12 protein-coding genes are annotated in these 15,370 nt (G+C 49.4%); 1 reads left to right on the forward strand and 11 read right to left on the reverse strand.

The features are described from left to right. The first annotated feature begins 33 nt into the window (after positions 1–33). Entirely contained in the window at positions 34–234 is a 201-nt protein-coding gene (gene yacG / locus MJO57_RS22520) for a DNA gyrase inhibitor YacG (protein ID WP_252018907.1), read from the forward strand. A gap of 130 nt (positions 235–364) precedes the next feature. On the opposite strand, the gene MJO57_RS22525 is transcribed toward yacG, so the two are convergent. From MJO57_RS22525 to MJO57_RS22575, 11 genes are all read right to left on the reverse strand, one after another. Then, on the reverse strand, positions 365–1,696 hold the full coding sequence (locus tag MJO57_RS22525) for a hypothetical protein (RefSeq protein ID WP_252018909.1): 1,332 nt from the start codon (positions 1,694–1,696) through the stop codon (positions 365–367). A gap of 206 nt (positions 1,697–1,902) precedes the next feature. Next, positions 1,903–2,889 (reverse strand): Nudix family hydrolase, encoded by a 987-nt coding sequence (locus MJO57_RS22530; protein WP_305881893.1) that lies wholly within the window; start codon positions 2,887–2,889, stop codon positions 1,903–1,905. Then, positions 2,870–4,087: a bifunctional glutamate N-acetyltransferase/amino-acid acetyltransferase ArgJ gene (gene argJ, locus MJO57_RS22535; protein WP_252018911.1), complete on the reverse strand. Its 1,218-nt coding sequence runs from the start codon at positions 4,085–4,087 to the stop codon at positions 2,870–2,872. Before argJ ends, MJO57_RS22530 begins: the two co-directional genes overlap by 20 nt. A gap of 96 nt (positions 4,088–4,183) precedes the next feature. Further along, a complete protein-coding gene (gene secA, locus MJO57_RS22540) occupies positions 4,184–6,919 on the reverse strand; it encodes a preprotein translocase subunit SecA (protein ID WP_252018913.1) in 2,736 nt (911 codons plus the stop codon). A 238-nt stretch (positions 6,920–7,157) separates the two neighbouring features. Next, positions 7,158–8,501: a transposase gene (locus MJO57_RS22545; protein WP_252018914.1), complete on the reverse strand. Its 1,344-nt coding sequence runs from the start codon at positions 8,499–8,501 to the stop codon at positions 7,158–7,160. A gap of 116 nt (positions 8,502–8,617) precedes the next feature. Continuing rightward, on the reverse strand, positions 8,618–9,550 hold the full coding sequence (locus MJO57_RS22550; RefSeq protein WP_252018916.1) for a M23 family metallopeptidase: 933 nt from the start codon (positions 9,548–9,550) through the stop codon (positions 8,618–8,620). A gap of 370 nt (positions 9,551–9,920) precedes the next feature. After that, on the reverse strand, positions 9,921–10,835 hold the full coding sequence (gene lpxC / locus MJO57_RS22555) for a UDP-3-O-acyl-N-acetylglucosamine deacetylase (protein WP_252018917.1): 915 nt from the start codon (positions 10,833–10,835) through the stop codon (positions 9,921–9,923). Positions 10,836–11,021: 186 nt separating this feature from the next. Continuing rightward, positions 11,022–12,209, reverse strand: coding sequence for a cell division protein FtsZ (gene ftsZ / locus MJO57_RS22560; RefSeq protein WP_252018918.1), 1,188 nt, complete (start codon positions 12,207–12,209; stop codon positions 11,022–11,024). Positions 12,210–12,293: 84 nt separating this feature from the next. Further along, positions 12,294–13,529 carry a cell division protein FtsA gene (gene ftsA / locus MJO57_RS22565; RefSeq protein WP_252018919.1) on the reverse strand — a complete coding sequence of 412 codons (1,236 nt, stop codon included), beginning with the start codon at positions 13,527–13,529 and terminating at the stop codon, positions 12,294–12,296. Between the two features lie 77 nt (positions 13,530–13,606). After that, entirely contained in the window at positions 13,607–14,365 is a 759-nt protein-coding gene (locus MJO57_RS22570; RefSeq protein WP_252018920.1) for a cell division protein FtsQ/DivIB, read from the reverse strand. Between the two features lie 40 nt (positions 14,366–14,405). Beyond that, positions 14,406–15,341 (reverse strand): D-alanine--D-alanine ligase, encoded by a 936-nt coding sequence (locus MJO57_RS22575; protein WP_252018921.1) that lies wholly within the window; start codon positions 15,339–15,341, stop codon positions 14,406–14,408. Positions 15,342–15,370 lie beyond the last annotated feature (29 nt).

Genomic DNA, 15,370 nt, shown 5'->3' on the forward strand with positions numbered 1-15,370 from the left:
CTTTCACAGCTTCACAGCGACCGGGTTTAAAGCATGACCAAGACAGTTAAATGCCCACAGTGCTCAAAGGCAGTAAAGTGGGTGCCCGAAAGCAAGTACCGCCCTTTCTGCTCAGAGCGCTGCAAGCTGATTGACTTCGGTGCCTGGGCAAAAGAAGAGCATACCATTCCGGGTGATCCGGCTTTTGATGACCTTATGTCACAGGAGCTTGATGACTTACCGACCCGACATTGAGGAACTGTTCCGGAGTAAATTCTCAGGACAGCATGAAGGCCTACAACATAAAAACCGGGGTTATCTCCCCGGTTTATGTAACCGTTTTTTCAAGCCATATTGCCATTCTCAGGTCAACGTCAGCCTGATATCAAACGATAGCTTCTCCATCGTCTTGTTCCACAAAAGTCCAACCATTCGGAGGCGTTATGTCATCCGGAAGAGGGTGACCCATGGTAACCTCGGAGTCAGTAAATGGTACACGGGAATCAAAGAGATCATACGTCAGGTCATCATCTGAAAGGCCGTCATCTGAAGATTCCGAAGTAACGCCACTGCTACCGGTCATAACAGAATCAGTTTCAGCTGAACTGTATTCACTGGCCACATCAAAGTCGTTCATGACCGCATCCAGTGACCTTAGCAGCGCCGGTAACTTAGCAAGACGGTGAACATCTTCTGCCAACTGCCTCCTTTCATTATCAAGCTGCTCCAGGCGTTCCCTGAAAGCAGGAACCTGACTCGGAGTTAGCCTGGCCATTCTTGGTTCAGCACCTGGAATGTTAAAGTGATACGCAACACTTGATTCATTCTGACCGTTGCTGTTTGTAAAGCTTGAAACAGAGTTTACCGCAGAAGAATCATCAATGTCCTTCAGAGCCGCTGCCACATATTTGTCCTGCCAGGGTCTGCCAAGTTCTTTATTCAACTCGCCCCTCAGAAAATCCGCTCTTGCTTCTTCGTGGCGAGCGTTGTGCATATGCTGAATGGCTCCATCACTTAAGTTATGCCGAGACTCCTCTAGCGCAAGCACTTTAGCAACGTGATCATCCAATGCACACTGAAGCGCACTGATTTTACTGGACTTAGCTGCTGATTCGGCAACTTTTGCCTCAAGTTCGTTATGCAGCCTGCCAATACAACGAATTTTTGATTCGCGTTCTTTATTGAATGCATCCTGTGCCTTCCTGGCCAGGGCTTCCTTCTCCAATTCCACATGCTGCCTGAACACGACCTGTTCTTCATGAGCATTACGAAGCAGAGCATCCATTTGACGTTCAGCACGATTGATAAGATCTGCATTTTCAAGCTTTGCATTTCTGGCATCAGCCTGGGCAGCAGAAAGCCTCTTAAGCAGAGCCTCATTCTCTGCTTTCAGCGCTTCTTTCTCCGCATTCAGCGCGTCAAATTCCGCTTTGGTTGGAATTTTCTTTTCAACCGCTTCTTTTTTTGCAACACACCTGTCATAAATGCTTTTGGAACCATGGTAGGCATCACCAACCAATGAAGGGAGAATTCCGAAAGGCACGAAGGCTACAGCAACGACACGACCAAGCCATTTCCCTAGAGTACTTTCTTGATCAAATTGCCTGGAAACACTGTCGGCCACTTTGTGGCACCATCTGACAATAGTCCAATCCCTTTTGTGGGGTTCCACGACGGTTACTTGAGGCGCAGCTGAGACGCCAACAGGAATAGGCATAATAACTTCCTCTATTTGTTGTTTGAGTATTTATTCAGTTGATACTGATGTTTTAGATAGGAAAGTAATTAATTGGTTCAATAGTCAATTATATTATTTAGAAATTATATACTTATCATATATCTATAAAACGAATAATAAGAGCCCAACAGGACAATAATTAGTCATCAACATACCGTTGAGTTGGCATTCAGAAACCAGGGCAGTCAGCCCCGGAACGCCTGAATAGCTGCAATTCCCTGGGCACCCAGCTGCCGGGCAAGATCCGTATCCCCCTGACTCATGCCCCCAAGCCAGAACACAGGGACTTTCGCCACTCCGGTCAGCATTTCAGCCTGGCCCAGTCCCAGGGGGATGGTCTCAGGATGCGAAGTGCTTCGTTTGACCGGTGATAGGGTAATAAAGTCCACTAACATTGCCTCGGCCGCTTTTATCTGCTCTCTATCGTGACATGAGGCAACCAGTAACTGGCTGATATGCCGCTTCTCAGGTTTAACCAGAAAACCCAGCTGACGGGAGGTCAAATGAAGGCCATGGCACCATGACTCAGATAGAAGGGAGAAATCCCCTTTGACCATCAACCGCCCACCTGCCGCCTGAACGAAACCCGACAGCTCTTGTGCCAGTCGAAGATATTCACCCTGCTCAAGCCAGTGAGCCCGAAATTGAATCAGGTCAATACCGTTATCCAGCGCCGCCGACACGTTATTGAAGAGTGTTTCTTTTTCCACAAAATGACCAGTAATCATATAACGATCAGGGAGTTGCAGCGCCCGGAGAATGATTTTATTGGCTTCAGGAAATTCATAATCATTAAGGCGCTCTTTTTCAACCCACCGAATCAACTGGCCTTCATTGCCTTTTGGGTCGCCCTGTACGCCACTGACCACCCAGGTATCAAGCAGTACGGATTTGTCAGGATAGTCATGGCGAATTTTGATCAACGGTAAAAATGTTGCAACTCCAATATCCAGTTCTTCACGGAGCTCCCGGTTCAAGGCCTGCCTGATATCTTCCCCGGGCTCAACTTTACCACCGGGAAACTCCCATACCCCCCCCATGTGTTTATCGTCAGGACGCCTGGCCAACAAGACCCGGCCATCGTCCCCAAGGATCACGGCAACCACCACATGAACTACTTTTCTTTTTTCGACCATCGTTTTATCAACCAATTCAGGTGCGATACTCAGCATTGATCTTCACATACTCATGGGATAAATCGGTCGTCCAGATCTCTTCAGCGGCACTGCCCGCCCCCAGCGAGATTTTTATCAGGATTTCTTCCTGATTCATCACCTGCTGGCCCGCTTGTTCGGTATAACCCGCTGCCGGTTGGCCTCTGTCAACAATGGCAATAGTATCAAGCCAGATAGACACACGATCGATGATGAGCTCAGGAATATCGGCCCGACCAACCGCTGCCAGAATACGTCCCCAGTTCGGGTCACAGGCGAACAGGGCCGTTTTCACCAGCGGTGAGTGGGCTACGGTATAAGCGACTTCCAGCGCATCCTGTTGCGAGGCGGCCTCTTCCACTTGTACGGTGACAAACCTGGTTGCCCCCTCACCATCCCTGACAATCGCCTGAGCAAGCTCAACAGACACCGCCCGAAGGTTGTCTATCAGTTGCTCGGCCAATGCTGAATCACGGGAAGTAATGGCATCATTGCCTGCAGCCCCGGTGGCAACCACCATAAAGCTGTCATTGGTTGACGTATCACCATCAATGGTAATCCGGTTAAATGATTGGTGTGTAATGTCCAGCAGCAGGTTTTGTAAAAACGATGGTTCAATAGCCGCATCCGTTGCGATATAAGCCAGCATGGTAGCCATATTGGGTTTGATCATTCCGGCACCTTTACTGATTCCGGAGATCGTATAGGTGGTTCCCTCATGTGCAAATTGTCGGCTGCTACCTTTTGGGCGCGTATCCGTAGTCATGATGCCTTCAGCAGCATGAAACCAGTTATCTTCTTTCATATCAGACAGCGCTGCCGGTATTGCATCGCACAGGGTATTAACCGGCAGCTGCTCGCCAATCACTCCGGTTGAAAACGGCAGCACCTGCATCTCATCAACACCCGCCAGGGTCGCCAGTTTGGATGAAGTCTGCCGGGCCGCTGCCACTCCCTGCTCACCGGTTCCCGCATTGGCATTGCCAGTGTTAATCAGAAAGTAACGGGGATCACCGGCCAAGCGCTGCCGACTTAAATAAACCGGCGCTGCACAGAAGCGATTAAGAGTAAAAACTCCAGCCACTGAGCTTCCCTTATCCCAGTTCATAACCACAAGATCACGGCGGCCGGGTTTTCTGATACCCGCCATCGCAACGCCCAGGCGGAAGCCCCTGACTGGTTTGACTGCCGCCCACTCCCCAGAACCCGTTGCCATTATCGACTCCATCAGAAATATCGCTGCTTATTCTTGACCACAAAAAAAAGGGCCAGCCTGTTGTGGCTGACCCGCAGTTTACGTTACCGGCTGTGCTCAGGCAATTTTACCATGGCACTGCTTGTACTTCTTACCAGAACCGCATGGACACGGATCATTACGCCCCACCTTACGACCCTCCCGAACGAATGGCTGGTGAGCTTCCGGCTCTTCCTGCCCTGTTACTTCAGCCTCTACACCCTGAGCCTGGGCGTGCTCAAACTGCATTCTACGTGCCATCTCCTCACGACGCTGCCGCTCCATCTCAGCCGTTCGATCATCTTCCTGCACCTGTACATGGGAAATAATACGAATGGTGTCGTACTTGATATCCTCAAGCATCTGCTGGAACAGCTCAAACGCCTCGCGTTTGTATTCCTGCTTGGGATTTTTCTGAGCATAACCGCGAAGATGAATACCCTGTCTCAGGTGATCCATGGTAGCCAGATGCTCTTTCCATTTATCATCCAGAATCCGCAGCAGAATATGCTTTTCAAAGTTGCGCAGAACGTCTGCACCGGCCAGCGCTTCCTTGTTACGGTAGGAATCAATAACGCCCTGCAAAATGCGCTCACGCAGCGCTTCTTCATCCAGACGATCATCTGCGTCTAACCACTGCTGAACCGGCATACGCTCATTCAGTTCGCTGGCCAGCTTCTCTTCCAGACCTTTAACGTCCCACTGCTCTTCAAGGCTCTGCGGCGGAATGTGCTGACTGACCAGGCCACTGACTACGTCTTCACGCAGCGCTTCAATACTTGAAGAGACATCATCCGCATTGAGCAGCTCATCACGCTGATTATAAATAACCTTACGCTGATCATTGGCAACATCATCGTATTCCAGCAGCTGCTTACGAATATCAAAGTTGCGGCCTTCTACTTTGCGCTGGGCTTTTTCGATGGCATTGGTCACCATACGGTGTTCAATGGCTTCACCCTTTTCCATACCCAGCGCTTTCATGAAGTTCTTGACCCGCTCGGAGGCGAAAATCCGCATCAGGCTATCTTCCAGAGACAAGTAGAAACGGGAAGAGCCCGGGTCCCCCTGACGACCGGAACGACCTCTTAACTGGTTATCAATACGTCGTGACTCGTGACGCTCGGTACCAATAATATGAAGACCACCGGCCTCCAGCACCGCCATATGCCGCTTCTGCCAATCCGCCTTGATTTGATCGATTTGCTCCTGAGAGGGCTCATTCAGCTCAGCGACTTCTGCCTTCCAGTTCCCCCCCAGCATGATATCGGTACCACGACCCGCCATGTTGGTGGCGATGGTTACCGCACCGGGACGACCAGCCTGGGCGATGATATCTGCTTCTTTTTCGTGGAATTTGGCATTCAGTACCTGGTGAGGAATGCCCGCCTTATCCAGAGCCTTGGACAGATGCTCGGAAGAGTCGATAGAAGCCGTACCCACCAGAACCGGGCGTTCGGCTTTCACCGTCTCTTTGATATCGTCAATGATGGCGTCGTATTTTTCCGCAATCGTCAGATAAACGAGATCATTACCATCCTGACGAACCATCTCTTTGTGCGTGGGAATGACAATAACGTCCAGGCCATAAATCTGACGAAACTCGAACGCTTCCGTATCGGCAGTACCGGTCATACCGGACAGCGTGTCATAATTACGGAAATAATTCTGGAACGTCGTGGAAGCCAGCGTCTGGCTCTCAGCCTGAATACGAAGCCCTTCTTTCGCTTCAATCGCCTGATGCAGGCCTTCTGAGAGGCGACGACCCGGCATGGTACGGCCAGTATGCTCATCCACCAGCAGAACTTCATTATTCTGAACAATGTATTCGACATTACGGTGGAACAGCACATGCGCTTTCAGGGCCGAGTTCACATGGTGCAGCAAATTCAGGTTGTTGGAGGCATAAAGGCTTTCACCTTCCGGCAACAAACCTTCTTGTTGCAGGAGCTCTTCAATAAACTGATGACCCAGTTCATTCAACTCAACCTGACGGGTCTTCTCATCAACAGAGTAATGACCGGTAAGCTCAACCGTATTGGGATCCTGGTCTTCAGGAATGGGTTCCTGTCGTTGCAGCCTGGGAACCAGCTGGTTCATCTTTTTATAAAGCTCAGATGAGTCTTCGGCCGGCCCCGAAATGATCAGAGGCGTTCTGGCCTCATCAATCAGAATCGAGTCCACCTCATCAACAATAGAGAAGAACAGATCACGCTGGTAACGATCCTCCTTTCTGAAGGCCATATTGTCACGGAGGTAGTCGAAACCAAATTCGTTATTCGTACCGTAGGTGATATCTGCCTGATAAGCCTGACGTTTCTCTTCCGGGTCCTGCTGCGGGACAACAATGCCCACGCTCATCCCCAGAAATTCATAGAGTGGACGCATCCAGTTGGCATCACGACGGGCCAGGTAATCATTCACGGTAACAACATGAACGCCCTTGCCGGGAATAGCATTCAAGTAAGCAGGCAGTGTTGCCACCAGGGTCTTACCTTCACCGGTTCGCATCTCGGCAATGCGCCCTTCATGCAAGGTCATACCACCAATAAGCTGGACGTCAAAATGACGCATGCCCATCACGCGCTTGCCTGCCTCGCGAACAACAGCAAACGCCTCTGGCAACAGGTCATCAAGGGTTTCACCCCGGTTGAAGCGCTCGCGAAACTCTCCTGTTTTGGCTTTCAGCTCATCATCGCCCAGAACAGCCACGCTTTCTTCCAGAGCATTGATTGATTTGACAATCTTGCCCATCCGTTTCAGCTGGCGGTCATTCCGGCTACCAATAACTTTCTTAACTAAAGAAGCAAACATAAGTTGTTAACAGTCTCACACTCTGTTTCCGGAGCTGTCCTCCTACCGACAAATCCGGGCTGGAGCAGACAAGCGCACAATAGCCCGACATTCTATGATAATCACAGAAAATTCTCATCTATATTAGCCGTGTTTCTTTACTGTCAATTGAGCTGAGTCGGGAAATAAGATTCAAGGCCCTCAGAGGCATTCTCAACCATGAATAAATCAATCACTCGAAACTAAAAAAAGAAGGTAACTATTCAGCACTGAGCAAAGGCATATTACAGTAATTCCGAACAGCTCTATGAAGTGATTGATATATGTCCATTCCCTGTTTTCTGGCAGACGACAAATAGCTGCGAATCCGTGCAAACATAGAACCACCGTCTGCACTCCTGAAGCAGCCTGAGATTTTCTGCTTTAACTTGGCCATTCGAACATCCCGCTCACTGCCATTGTTATCGAAGGGAATGGTAAAATCTGACATGAAGCGCAGTGTCTCAGCCTTGAACTCAGTGAGTCGTTTGAAGAGATTGTAAGCTTTAGTATTCTTGACTTTCTTGCGCTTAAGCTCCTCTCGTTGCTTCTCCATATAGACGACTTCTTTCATTAGAGCCCGCTGAAGCAACCGGTCATAAATCTTCTCGATTCGTTCACAGACAACACTTGGCATCTGTAGCATACCTATGGTCTTAAAGCCCTTGCAGTAATGCCAGGAAAGCCTCAGTAGCTTCATCAATCGCAACGCCAGTTGATTGCTGTCCCTATCAACAACACCCAAAAGCTCCCTCAGGTGATGGGCATTGCAAAGTACGTGAGTTGCCGCATATGCAAAATAGGATTTCCAATGATCATGAACCAGAACGCCTGCAAATGTTAGCAGTATGCCCATCGTGTCCATGGCCTCACGACCTCGCTTTTCAGACAAGTAGTAGAGCGTCCATTGTTCATCCCGCATAACGTGTAGCCAGTGCGACACGCGCTTAAAAGGCAGGAAATGGTATTGGTTAAGATAGACGGCCATAGCCTGTGTGGCTGAGCCATATTGTGCGGCAGCGGTAACACCTTCCGGGAATTCAGCCTGATTCCGACAACCACAAGTGCAGATTTTTACTTCAGCTCTATGGGCCGTTACTTCAAATTCACCCGGTCTCCCTGGTTCAAACACCTGTCGTTCAATATATTTGACCGGCTCACTATCAAGAAGAGACGCCTGACATTTATTGCATTCTTTAACCGGAAGGTACTCAATATAGTCAGGGATATCGACCTGTTTAAGACAAGTGCCCTGATGCCCTTTCTTTCCACCGGCTTTATTACCAGAAGACTGTCTCAGACTTTTAGGATTGGGTTTTTCATCCGATGGATCGGTACCTTTATCTGCGGAAAGGTCGTCAGAATGATCTGGAGAATTACTGTTTTTACAAGGTTTTTGATAACCATCAGACGATGGCGGCTTGCTGCTGTTTTGACTGTTCTTGCCAACCTTTTCTTCCAATTCTCGACATCGCTCTTCCAGACAGGCAACTCTCATCCGCAGCTCTGCATTCTCTTTCAAGAGAATCTCAGCCGACATAGTTGCGGGTAGTTCTGGAATCATGCTGGCGAATATTGTGGAAAAATGGTGCTTAAGAGGATGGTATAAAAATCAGAAAATTCCAGATTTATGTGGGGGTGCTGAACAGTTACAAAAGAAGAAAAAATCAGCCCTAAATGCTAATTACTTGCTCGATAGATATATCGCGAAGGATCCTGAGGCTTGCCGTTTTTCAAAACCTCAAAGTGCACATGTGGTCCTGTTGAACGCCCGGAACTACCCATTGTTGCGATGACTTGCCCCCTGGCAACTATATCGCCAACTTTGACCAGATTTTCTTCATTGTGCGCATAACGGGTCAGATAGCCATTGCCATGATTGACCTCCACCAGAAGCCCAAAGCCTGAGCGGGTGCCCGACCAGACAACAACACCTGCAGCAACTGAAATAATCTCTGAACCGCGCTTACCGGCAAAATCCACGCCATTATGCCAGGCTGCCTTACCAGTAAACGGGTCAGTACGACGACCGTAACGCGAAGATAGCCAGCCTTTTCTTATGGGCAAGCCTGCCAGGAATGAATCGTCATGAAGGGTTCTGTTGGAAATAAGATTATCCAGAAGATCCAGCTGTTTCTCACGGTTATCGATCTGATCCGCCAGTTGATCAATGGCATCAATCAGACTTACCTTGCTGTAAGCCGCTTCTGCTTCAGCAAACTCCTGAGGTCCGCCCAACGCAGGTGCTTCACTGAAGTCAAACTCACCATCATCCAGCTTGGCCTTGCTCGTGAGGCGCTCTCCAAGCGCATCAAGCCGGGTCATACGCCCCTGAAGCTCAGCAAGCCTGAGCATCAGGGCATCCAGCTGGTTTTGCGCCTGCTGACGAACAAGACCAAGATCCTGCTGCTGAGTATCCAGAACCCGTTTCCAGTTTTTTACGCCTTCACTGGTTAACATATGCTCCTGATCATTGGTTAGCCAGGCATACATTGCACCACCAGCGGCCATGGACAGCATAAAGGCACAGCAAAACAAAATCCCCACCCACTTCCCACTTCCTGAATAAGTTCGGGTTCGAGAATGATCCTGATTAACAATAATAATTTTCATCAGCAGCCCTTAATGCCAAACCAACAGCACAACTACGCTATTATATTTCAGGAGTCTCCATAATACAGAACCAAAGGATGGACTCCCCATTTTTCAGTTACACTCATCTACCCACAATCCGTAATAAAGAGGCACCTGATACAGGTTTTTATCGTTGCAGAACCCAATTTTTTAATGCTGTTAGCCCGTCCTGCTGAACGTCAAAAAAACAGCAGAATACAGTTCGACATATCGGCTTAATAGCGGCTTGATAGTAGCTTTTCACAGACACCCAAAAGAAAAAAGACCACTCTTAAAGTGGCCTGATTCAAGACTAAAAACCGGCAGCCTCGCAAGAAATCACAGATCAGATCAGCATCAAAAACAGCTATTAAGCCGTGACGGCAACAGGCTTCTGATAAGAAATCGGGGAAACCTCAGCATCTTCGAAAGTCACGATCTCCCATAATTTCTCGTTAGCAAGCAGAGTTCTAACCAGCTTATTGTTAAGTTCATGTCCGGATTTATGACCAATAAACTGACCGATCAGGCTATGCCCCAACAAATAAAGGTCACCAATCGCGTCCAGCATTTTATGCTTAACAAACTCATCATGGTACCGGAGACCATCTTCATTGAGAATCCGGTAATCATCGACAACAACGACATTGTCCACACTCCCCCCCAGAGCCAGATTCTGAGAACGGAGGTACTCAACATCTCGCATAAAACCGAAAGTACGGGCTCTGCTGACTTCCTTCACAAAAGAGGTACTGGAGAAGTCAATCGACGCTGTTTGGGAGCGACTTGTGAAGACAGGGTGATCAAAATCAATGGTAAAACTTACTTTAAAACCGTCGTATGGTTTGAAGGTTGCCGTTTTATCCCCATCAGTGACCGTCACATCTTCTTTGATGCGAATAAACTTTTTCGGTGCATTCTGCTCCTGAATACCTGCGGACTGTAACAGGAATACAAATGGACCAGCACTGCCATCCATAATAGGTACTTCGTGGGCACTGACCTCGACATAGGCATTATCAATACCCAACCCGGCCAGGGCAGAGAGCAGGTGTTCAACAGTGTCAATCCGGGTGCCGTTTTTTAGCAAAGATGTGCAAAGCGTCGTCTGCCCGACATTCAGGGCATGCGCTGGAATATCTACGACAGGGTCAAGATCTGTTCTACAGAAAATGATGCCGGTATCTACGGGAGCAGGCTTAAGAGTGAGGTAAACCTTTTCACCAGAGTGAAGGCCCACACCCGTAGCACGAATAATATTTTTCAGTGTACGCTGTCTGATCATGATAACGCTGTTCCGCGACCTGTAAGGTCCCTATTGTTTACTATGAAAATGCGGCTCTTCCAAGCCCTGTAATAATTCTCATAGTTCGGGGGGGTGAGCCGCATTTCCCGCTCAAGGCTGTTTGAATGCAACTTCACATTGTAACAAAAGTAACAATTGAGACAAGTTCGCATTTATACGCCCTGATTAATCCGCCTGACGCCTCAGGAATGCCGGTATATCGAGGTAATCGACACTATCTCCGGTAGCCACCGCTGCTCGCTTACCTTCTTCATGCTGACCCGTTTCCCCTTCCTCTTTCTTTCTATCACGCAACAGTGGAGAAATATCCAGTCTGCCATAGTCAGGCGTACCGTCTTTGTTTTTGGGCGGTGCTTTTTCAACCACCTTCAACTGCTCCCTGGTAAATCCACCAGCACCAATACCGGTTGCGACGACCGTAACCCGCAGTTCATCCGTCAATTCTGAGTCAATTACAGTACCGATAACGACGGTTGCATCATTAGAAGCAAACTGACTGACAACATCGCCTACCTGATTATACTCGCCAACGGTAAAGTCAAGACCCGCAGTAATGTTAACCAGAACACCTTTGGCTCCCTGCAGATCCACGTCTTCCAGCAGCGGGCTACGGATCGCTTTCTCAGCAGCTTCTGCTGCACGGCCACTCCCCGTTGCAACCCCGGTACCCATCATCGCCATACCCATCTCTGACATCACAGTACGGACATCAGCAAAGTCAACGTTAATGAGACCATCACGGGTAATCAGTTCAGAAATACCCTGCACCGCACCCAGCAGAACATCATTAGCTGCACCAAACGCATTCAGCAGACTGACATCGCTACCAAGCACTGGTAATAACTTTTCATTGGGAATAGTAATCAGGGAGTCCACATGCTCCTGAAGCTCTTTAAGACCTTCTTCAGCAATCGACATTCTGCGCTTGCCTTCAAAACCGAATGGCTTCGTGACCACGGCCACGGTTAAAGCGCCAAGCTCACGGGCCACCTGAGCAACCACCGGAGCGGCGCCGGTCCCGGTACCACCACCCATGCCCGCAGCGATAAAGACCATATCTGCACCTTTAAGGAGCTCTGCAATACGCTCCCGGTCTTCCATAGCCGCCTCACGCCCGACATTCGGGTTTGCACCCGCACCAAGCCCTCGTGTGATAGAGGCGCCCAGCTGCAGGTGCGTATGCGCCTGCATATGCTGCTTTTTCAGTGCCTGGGCATCGGTATTTGCACAGACAAACTCAACTCCTTCCAGCTGACTTTTCAGCATGTGGCACACCGCATTACCACCACCACCGCCGACACCGATAACTTTTATGACCGCTTCCTGCGGTACGCTATCCACCAATTCAAACATGGCCATCTCCTTTTTATCACCCTTAACCTAACAAATGCTTACCAATACCATTACCGAAAACCTGCGCTGCCACAAAACCGGTTATTAGAAGTTCTGAAACCAACGCTTCATCTTGTCAATCAATCCAGCATCCTGAGGCTTACTGGCGATCGATTTTTTCAACCCGTCTTTCTGCATTTTTTGACCATAGTGCAATAATCCAACACCTGTTGAATAAACAGGATTACTGACCACGTCACTCAACCCTTTTACTAACTGCGGCACACCCAGTCTGACCGGCATGTGGAAAATCTCTTCTGCCAGCTCAATAGCACCCTCAATCTTGGAAGTGCCACCCGTCAATACTATGCCTGCGGGTATCAGGTCCTCGAAACCACTGCGCCTGATCTCGGCATTAATTAACGTAAATAACTCGTCATAACGGGGTTCTACCACTTCTGCCAATGCCTGCCTGGAAAGCTCCCTGGGCGGCCGATCGCCAACACTGGGAACTTTAATGGTTTCATCGGCTCCAGCCAGCTGAGCCAGAGCACAGGCATATTTAATCTTTATGTCCTCTGCGTTTTGCGTCGGTGTGCGCAAGGCCATGGCAATATCATTGGTGACCTGATCTCCCGCAATGGGAATCACCGCCGTATGGCGAATGGCACCATCGGTAAAGATGGCAATGTCGGTAGTGCCACCACCGATATCCACCAGACAAACACCCAGCTCTTTCTCATCTTCTGAAAGCACCGAATAACTTGAAGCCAGCTGCTCAAGAATAATATCGTCGACTTCCAGGCCGCAGCGACGGATGCAGTTCTCAATATTCTGGGCCGCATTCACTGCACAAGTCACCAGATGCACCTTGGCCTCCAACCGGACACCAGACATACCCTGAGGCTCTTTAACGCCCTCCTGGTTATCGATGGCATACTCCTGTGGAAGAATATGCAAAATCCGCTGATCTGCAGGGATCGCAACCGCCTGAGCGGCATCAATAACCCGGTCGATATCGGCACCAGTCACTTCACGCTCACGTATTGCCACAATGCCGTGAGAATTAAGGCTCTTGATATGATTTCCGGCAATACCCGCATAAACCGAATGAATCTGGCAGCCCGCCATCAGCTCAGCTTCTTCAACCGCTCTCTTAATGGCATGAACCGTAGAGTCAATATTAACCACGACACCACGCTTAAGCCCACGGGAAACATGCGAGCCAATGCCGATGACCTCAATGTCACCCTCAGCGTTGAGTTCTCCGACAATAGCCACCACTTTTGAGGTACCTATATCCAACCCGACGATCAATCTTCCATTATCTGCCGCTGTCATGGCATCAATCTTCCCAAACTTCTCTATCCATCATCAATCTGAGCCTGACTTACCTAGACCTCGCTTTAACAAGAGTCTCACCCCAGGCAACCGAAGCACCGTTCAAATAGCGCAAATCCACGCGCCTTACCTGATTCCAGCGAGACTCCAGCTTGGCATGATAAAGCCGGACAAAACGCTGTAGCCTTTCCATTCCCTCTGTCACGACCAATATTGACCTCAACATGCCCAACGGTAAAGCGCCATGAGCCACTATTACTGCGCTTCAGTTTCGTCAGCTTAAGCCCCATGGGCCTGAGCAACTGACTGATCGCCAGGTACTGCTGCATCACCTCAACCGCCATCTCGTCAGGACCATCCAGAACCGGCATTGCGGCAAAAGCGGTAATATCGTCTGGAGCAAACACCTCACCTTCATTACTGATCAGGTAGTTGCTACCCCACCTTGCCACCGGCTGCTGCTCTTCCAGGCTTACCTGAATACTATCAGGCCAGTGTCGTCGAACCGAGGCACCCTTAACCCAGGGCATTTCCATCAAAACCTGTTGTATCCGGCTCAAATCCAGGGCAAAAAAACGCTCCTGTAAATGAGTATGCAATAGTTTCTCTACCTGCTCCCTGGATAGATACTCAAAGCCTGCATGTACTTCCACTCGTGCTATCGGCTGATTCAACCAGCTCATCAACCATGGGGTCGAGACCACCAACCCTGTCAACAGAGAAAGAGAGACTAACACCTGTAGCACCCTTTTCCACGGCAGAGTTTTCTTCCACGACAGCGTTTTCTTTCTCCTGCCAGCACCTTGTCGTACATCCCATCGGGACGCGCCACGCACCTCCTCCGGTCGCCTGGCTGAAACAGAAAACCTTGTTCTATCAGACATCCGCTGTTTTCAATATCTCAATAACCAGTTCATCGAAAGATATCCCGGCATCAGCTGCAGCCATAGGCAGCAAACTATGATCTGTCATCCCCGGAATGGTATTCACCTCCAGCAACCAGAATCGCCCCTGCTGATCCTGCATAAAATCAACACGTCCCCAGCCAGAACATCCCAGAGCCTCAAAGGCAGTGAGAGCGACTGCCTGGAGTTCCTGTTCCTTAACCGGAGTCAGGCCACAGGGAATTGAGTATCGGGTATTATCCGACAGATACTTGGCCTGGTAATCATAAAATTCACCCTCTGCCTCAATTCTGATCGCCGGAAGCGCCTGCCCATTAAGAATGCCAACGGTAAACTCTGGCCCATCAATAAACGTTTCCACCAGGACAGGACCTTTGTGCTGCCCTGCACGCTCGCAGGCAGCTTCCAGATCTTCTCTGCGTTCAACCCGGGTCACTCCAACACTGGAGCCTTCCATACTTGGCTTAACAAAAGCCGGCAATAGAGACTCCGCATGGCCAAGATGATCAACACCCATAACCAGGGCAAACTCAGGTGTTGGCAGCCCAATGGATTGCCATAGCAGTTTGCAACGGTATTTATCCATTGCCAAAGCGGAGGCCATGACACCACTACCCGGGTAAGGAATGCCCATGGTTTCCAGCAACCCCTGTATCGTCCCGTCTTCTCCTTTCCCACCATGCAACGCAATAAAGGCATAGTCAGGAGCATATTGCTGGAGCTGCTCAACAACATTCTCACAGGCATCTATTAGCTGGCATTTCACACCCTGCCGGTTTAAGGCGGCATAAATACGCTCACCACTGGTTAAGCTCACTTCCCTTTCTGCGGAGTTACCACCAAAAAGTACAGCAACCCTGCCAAAAGCCTTTGGATCCAATTGATCACAACTCCGGTCGTACTTCATGCACTGTGTCCCTTTTCTATTCAATTCGT

The organism is Endozoicomonas sp. SCSIO W0465 (genome assembly GCF_023716865.1).
Taxonomy (GTDB): Bacteria; Pseudomonadota; Gammaproteobacteria; order Pseudomonadales; family Endozoicomonadaceae; genus Endozoicomonas.

Bases quoted from the DNA above. Each gene is read 5' to 3' on its own strand.
- yacG (WP_252018907.1), top strand. From the start codon at position 34: ATGACCAAGACAGTTAAATGCCCACAGTGCTCAAAGGCAGTAAAGTGG.
- MJO57_RS22525 (WP_252018909.1), bottom strand. From the start codon at position 1,696: ATGCCTATTCCTGTTGGCGTCTCAGCTGCGCCTCAAGTAACCGTCGTG.
- MJO57_RS22530 (WP_305881893.1), bottom strand. From the start codon at position 2,889: ATGCTGAGTATCGCACCTGAATTGGTTGATAAAACGATGGTCGAAAAA.
- argJ (WP_252018911.1), bottom strand. From the start codon at position 4,087: ATGGCAACGGGTTCTGGGGAGTGGGCGGCAGTCAAACCAGTCAGGGGC.
- secA (WP_252018913.1), bottom strand. From the start codon at position 6,919: ATGTTTGCTTCTTTAGTTAAGAAAGTTATTGGTAGCCGGAATGACCGC.
- MJO57_RS22545 (WP_252018914.1), bottom strand. From the start codon at position 8,501: ATGATTCCAGAACTACCCGCAACTATGTCGGCTGAGATTCTCTTGAAA.
- MJO57_RS22550 (WP_252018916.1), bottom strand. From the start codon at position 9,550: ATGAAAATTATTATTGTTAATCAGGATCATTCTCGAACCCGAACTTAT.
- lpxC (WP_252018917.1), bottom strand. From the start codon at position 10,835: ATGATCAGACAGCGTACACTGAAAAATATTATTCGTGCTACGGGTGTG.
- ftsZ (WP_252018918.1), bottom strand. From the start codon at position 12,209: ATGTTTGAATTGGTGGATAGCGTACCGCAGGAAGCGGTCATAAAAGTT.
- ftsA (WP_252018919.1), bottom strand. From the start codon at position 13,529: ATGACAGCGGCAGATAATGGAAGATTGATCGTCGGGTTGGATATAGGT.
- MJO57_RS22575 (WP_252018921.1), bottom strand. From the start codon at position 15,341: ATGAAGTACGACCGGAGTTGTGATCAATTGGATCCAAAGGCTTTTGGC.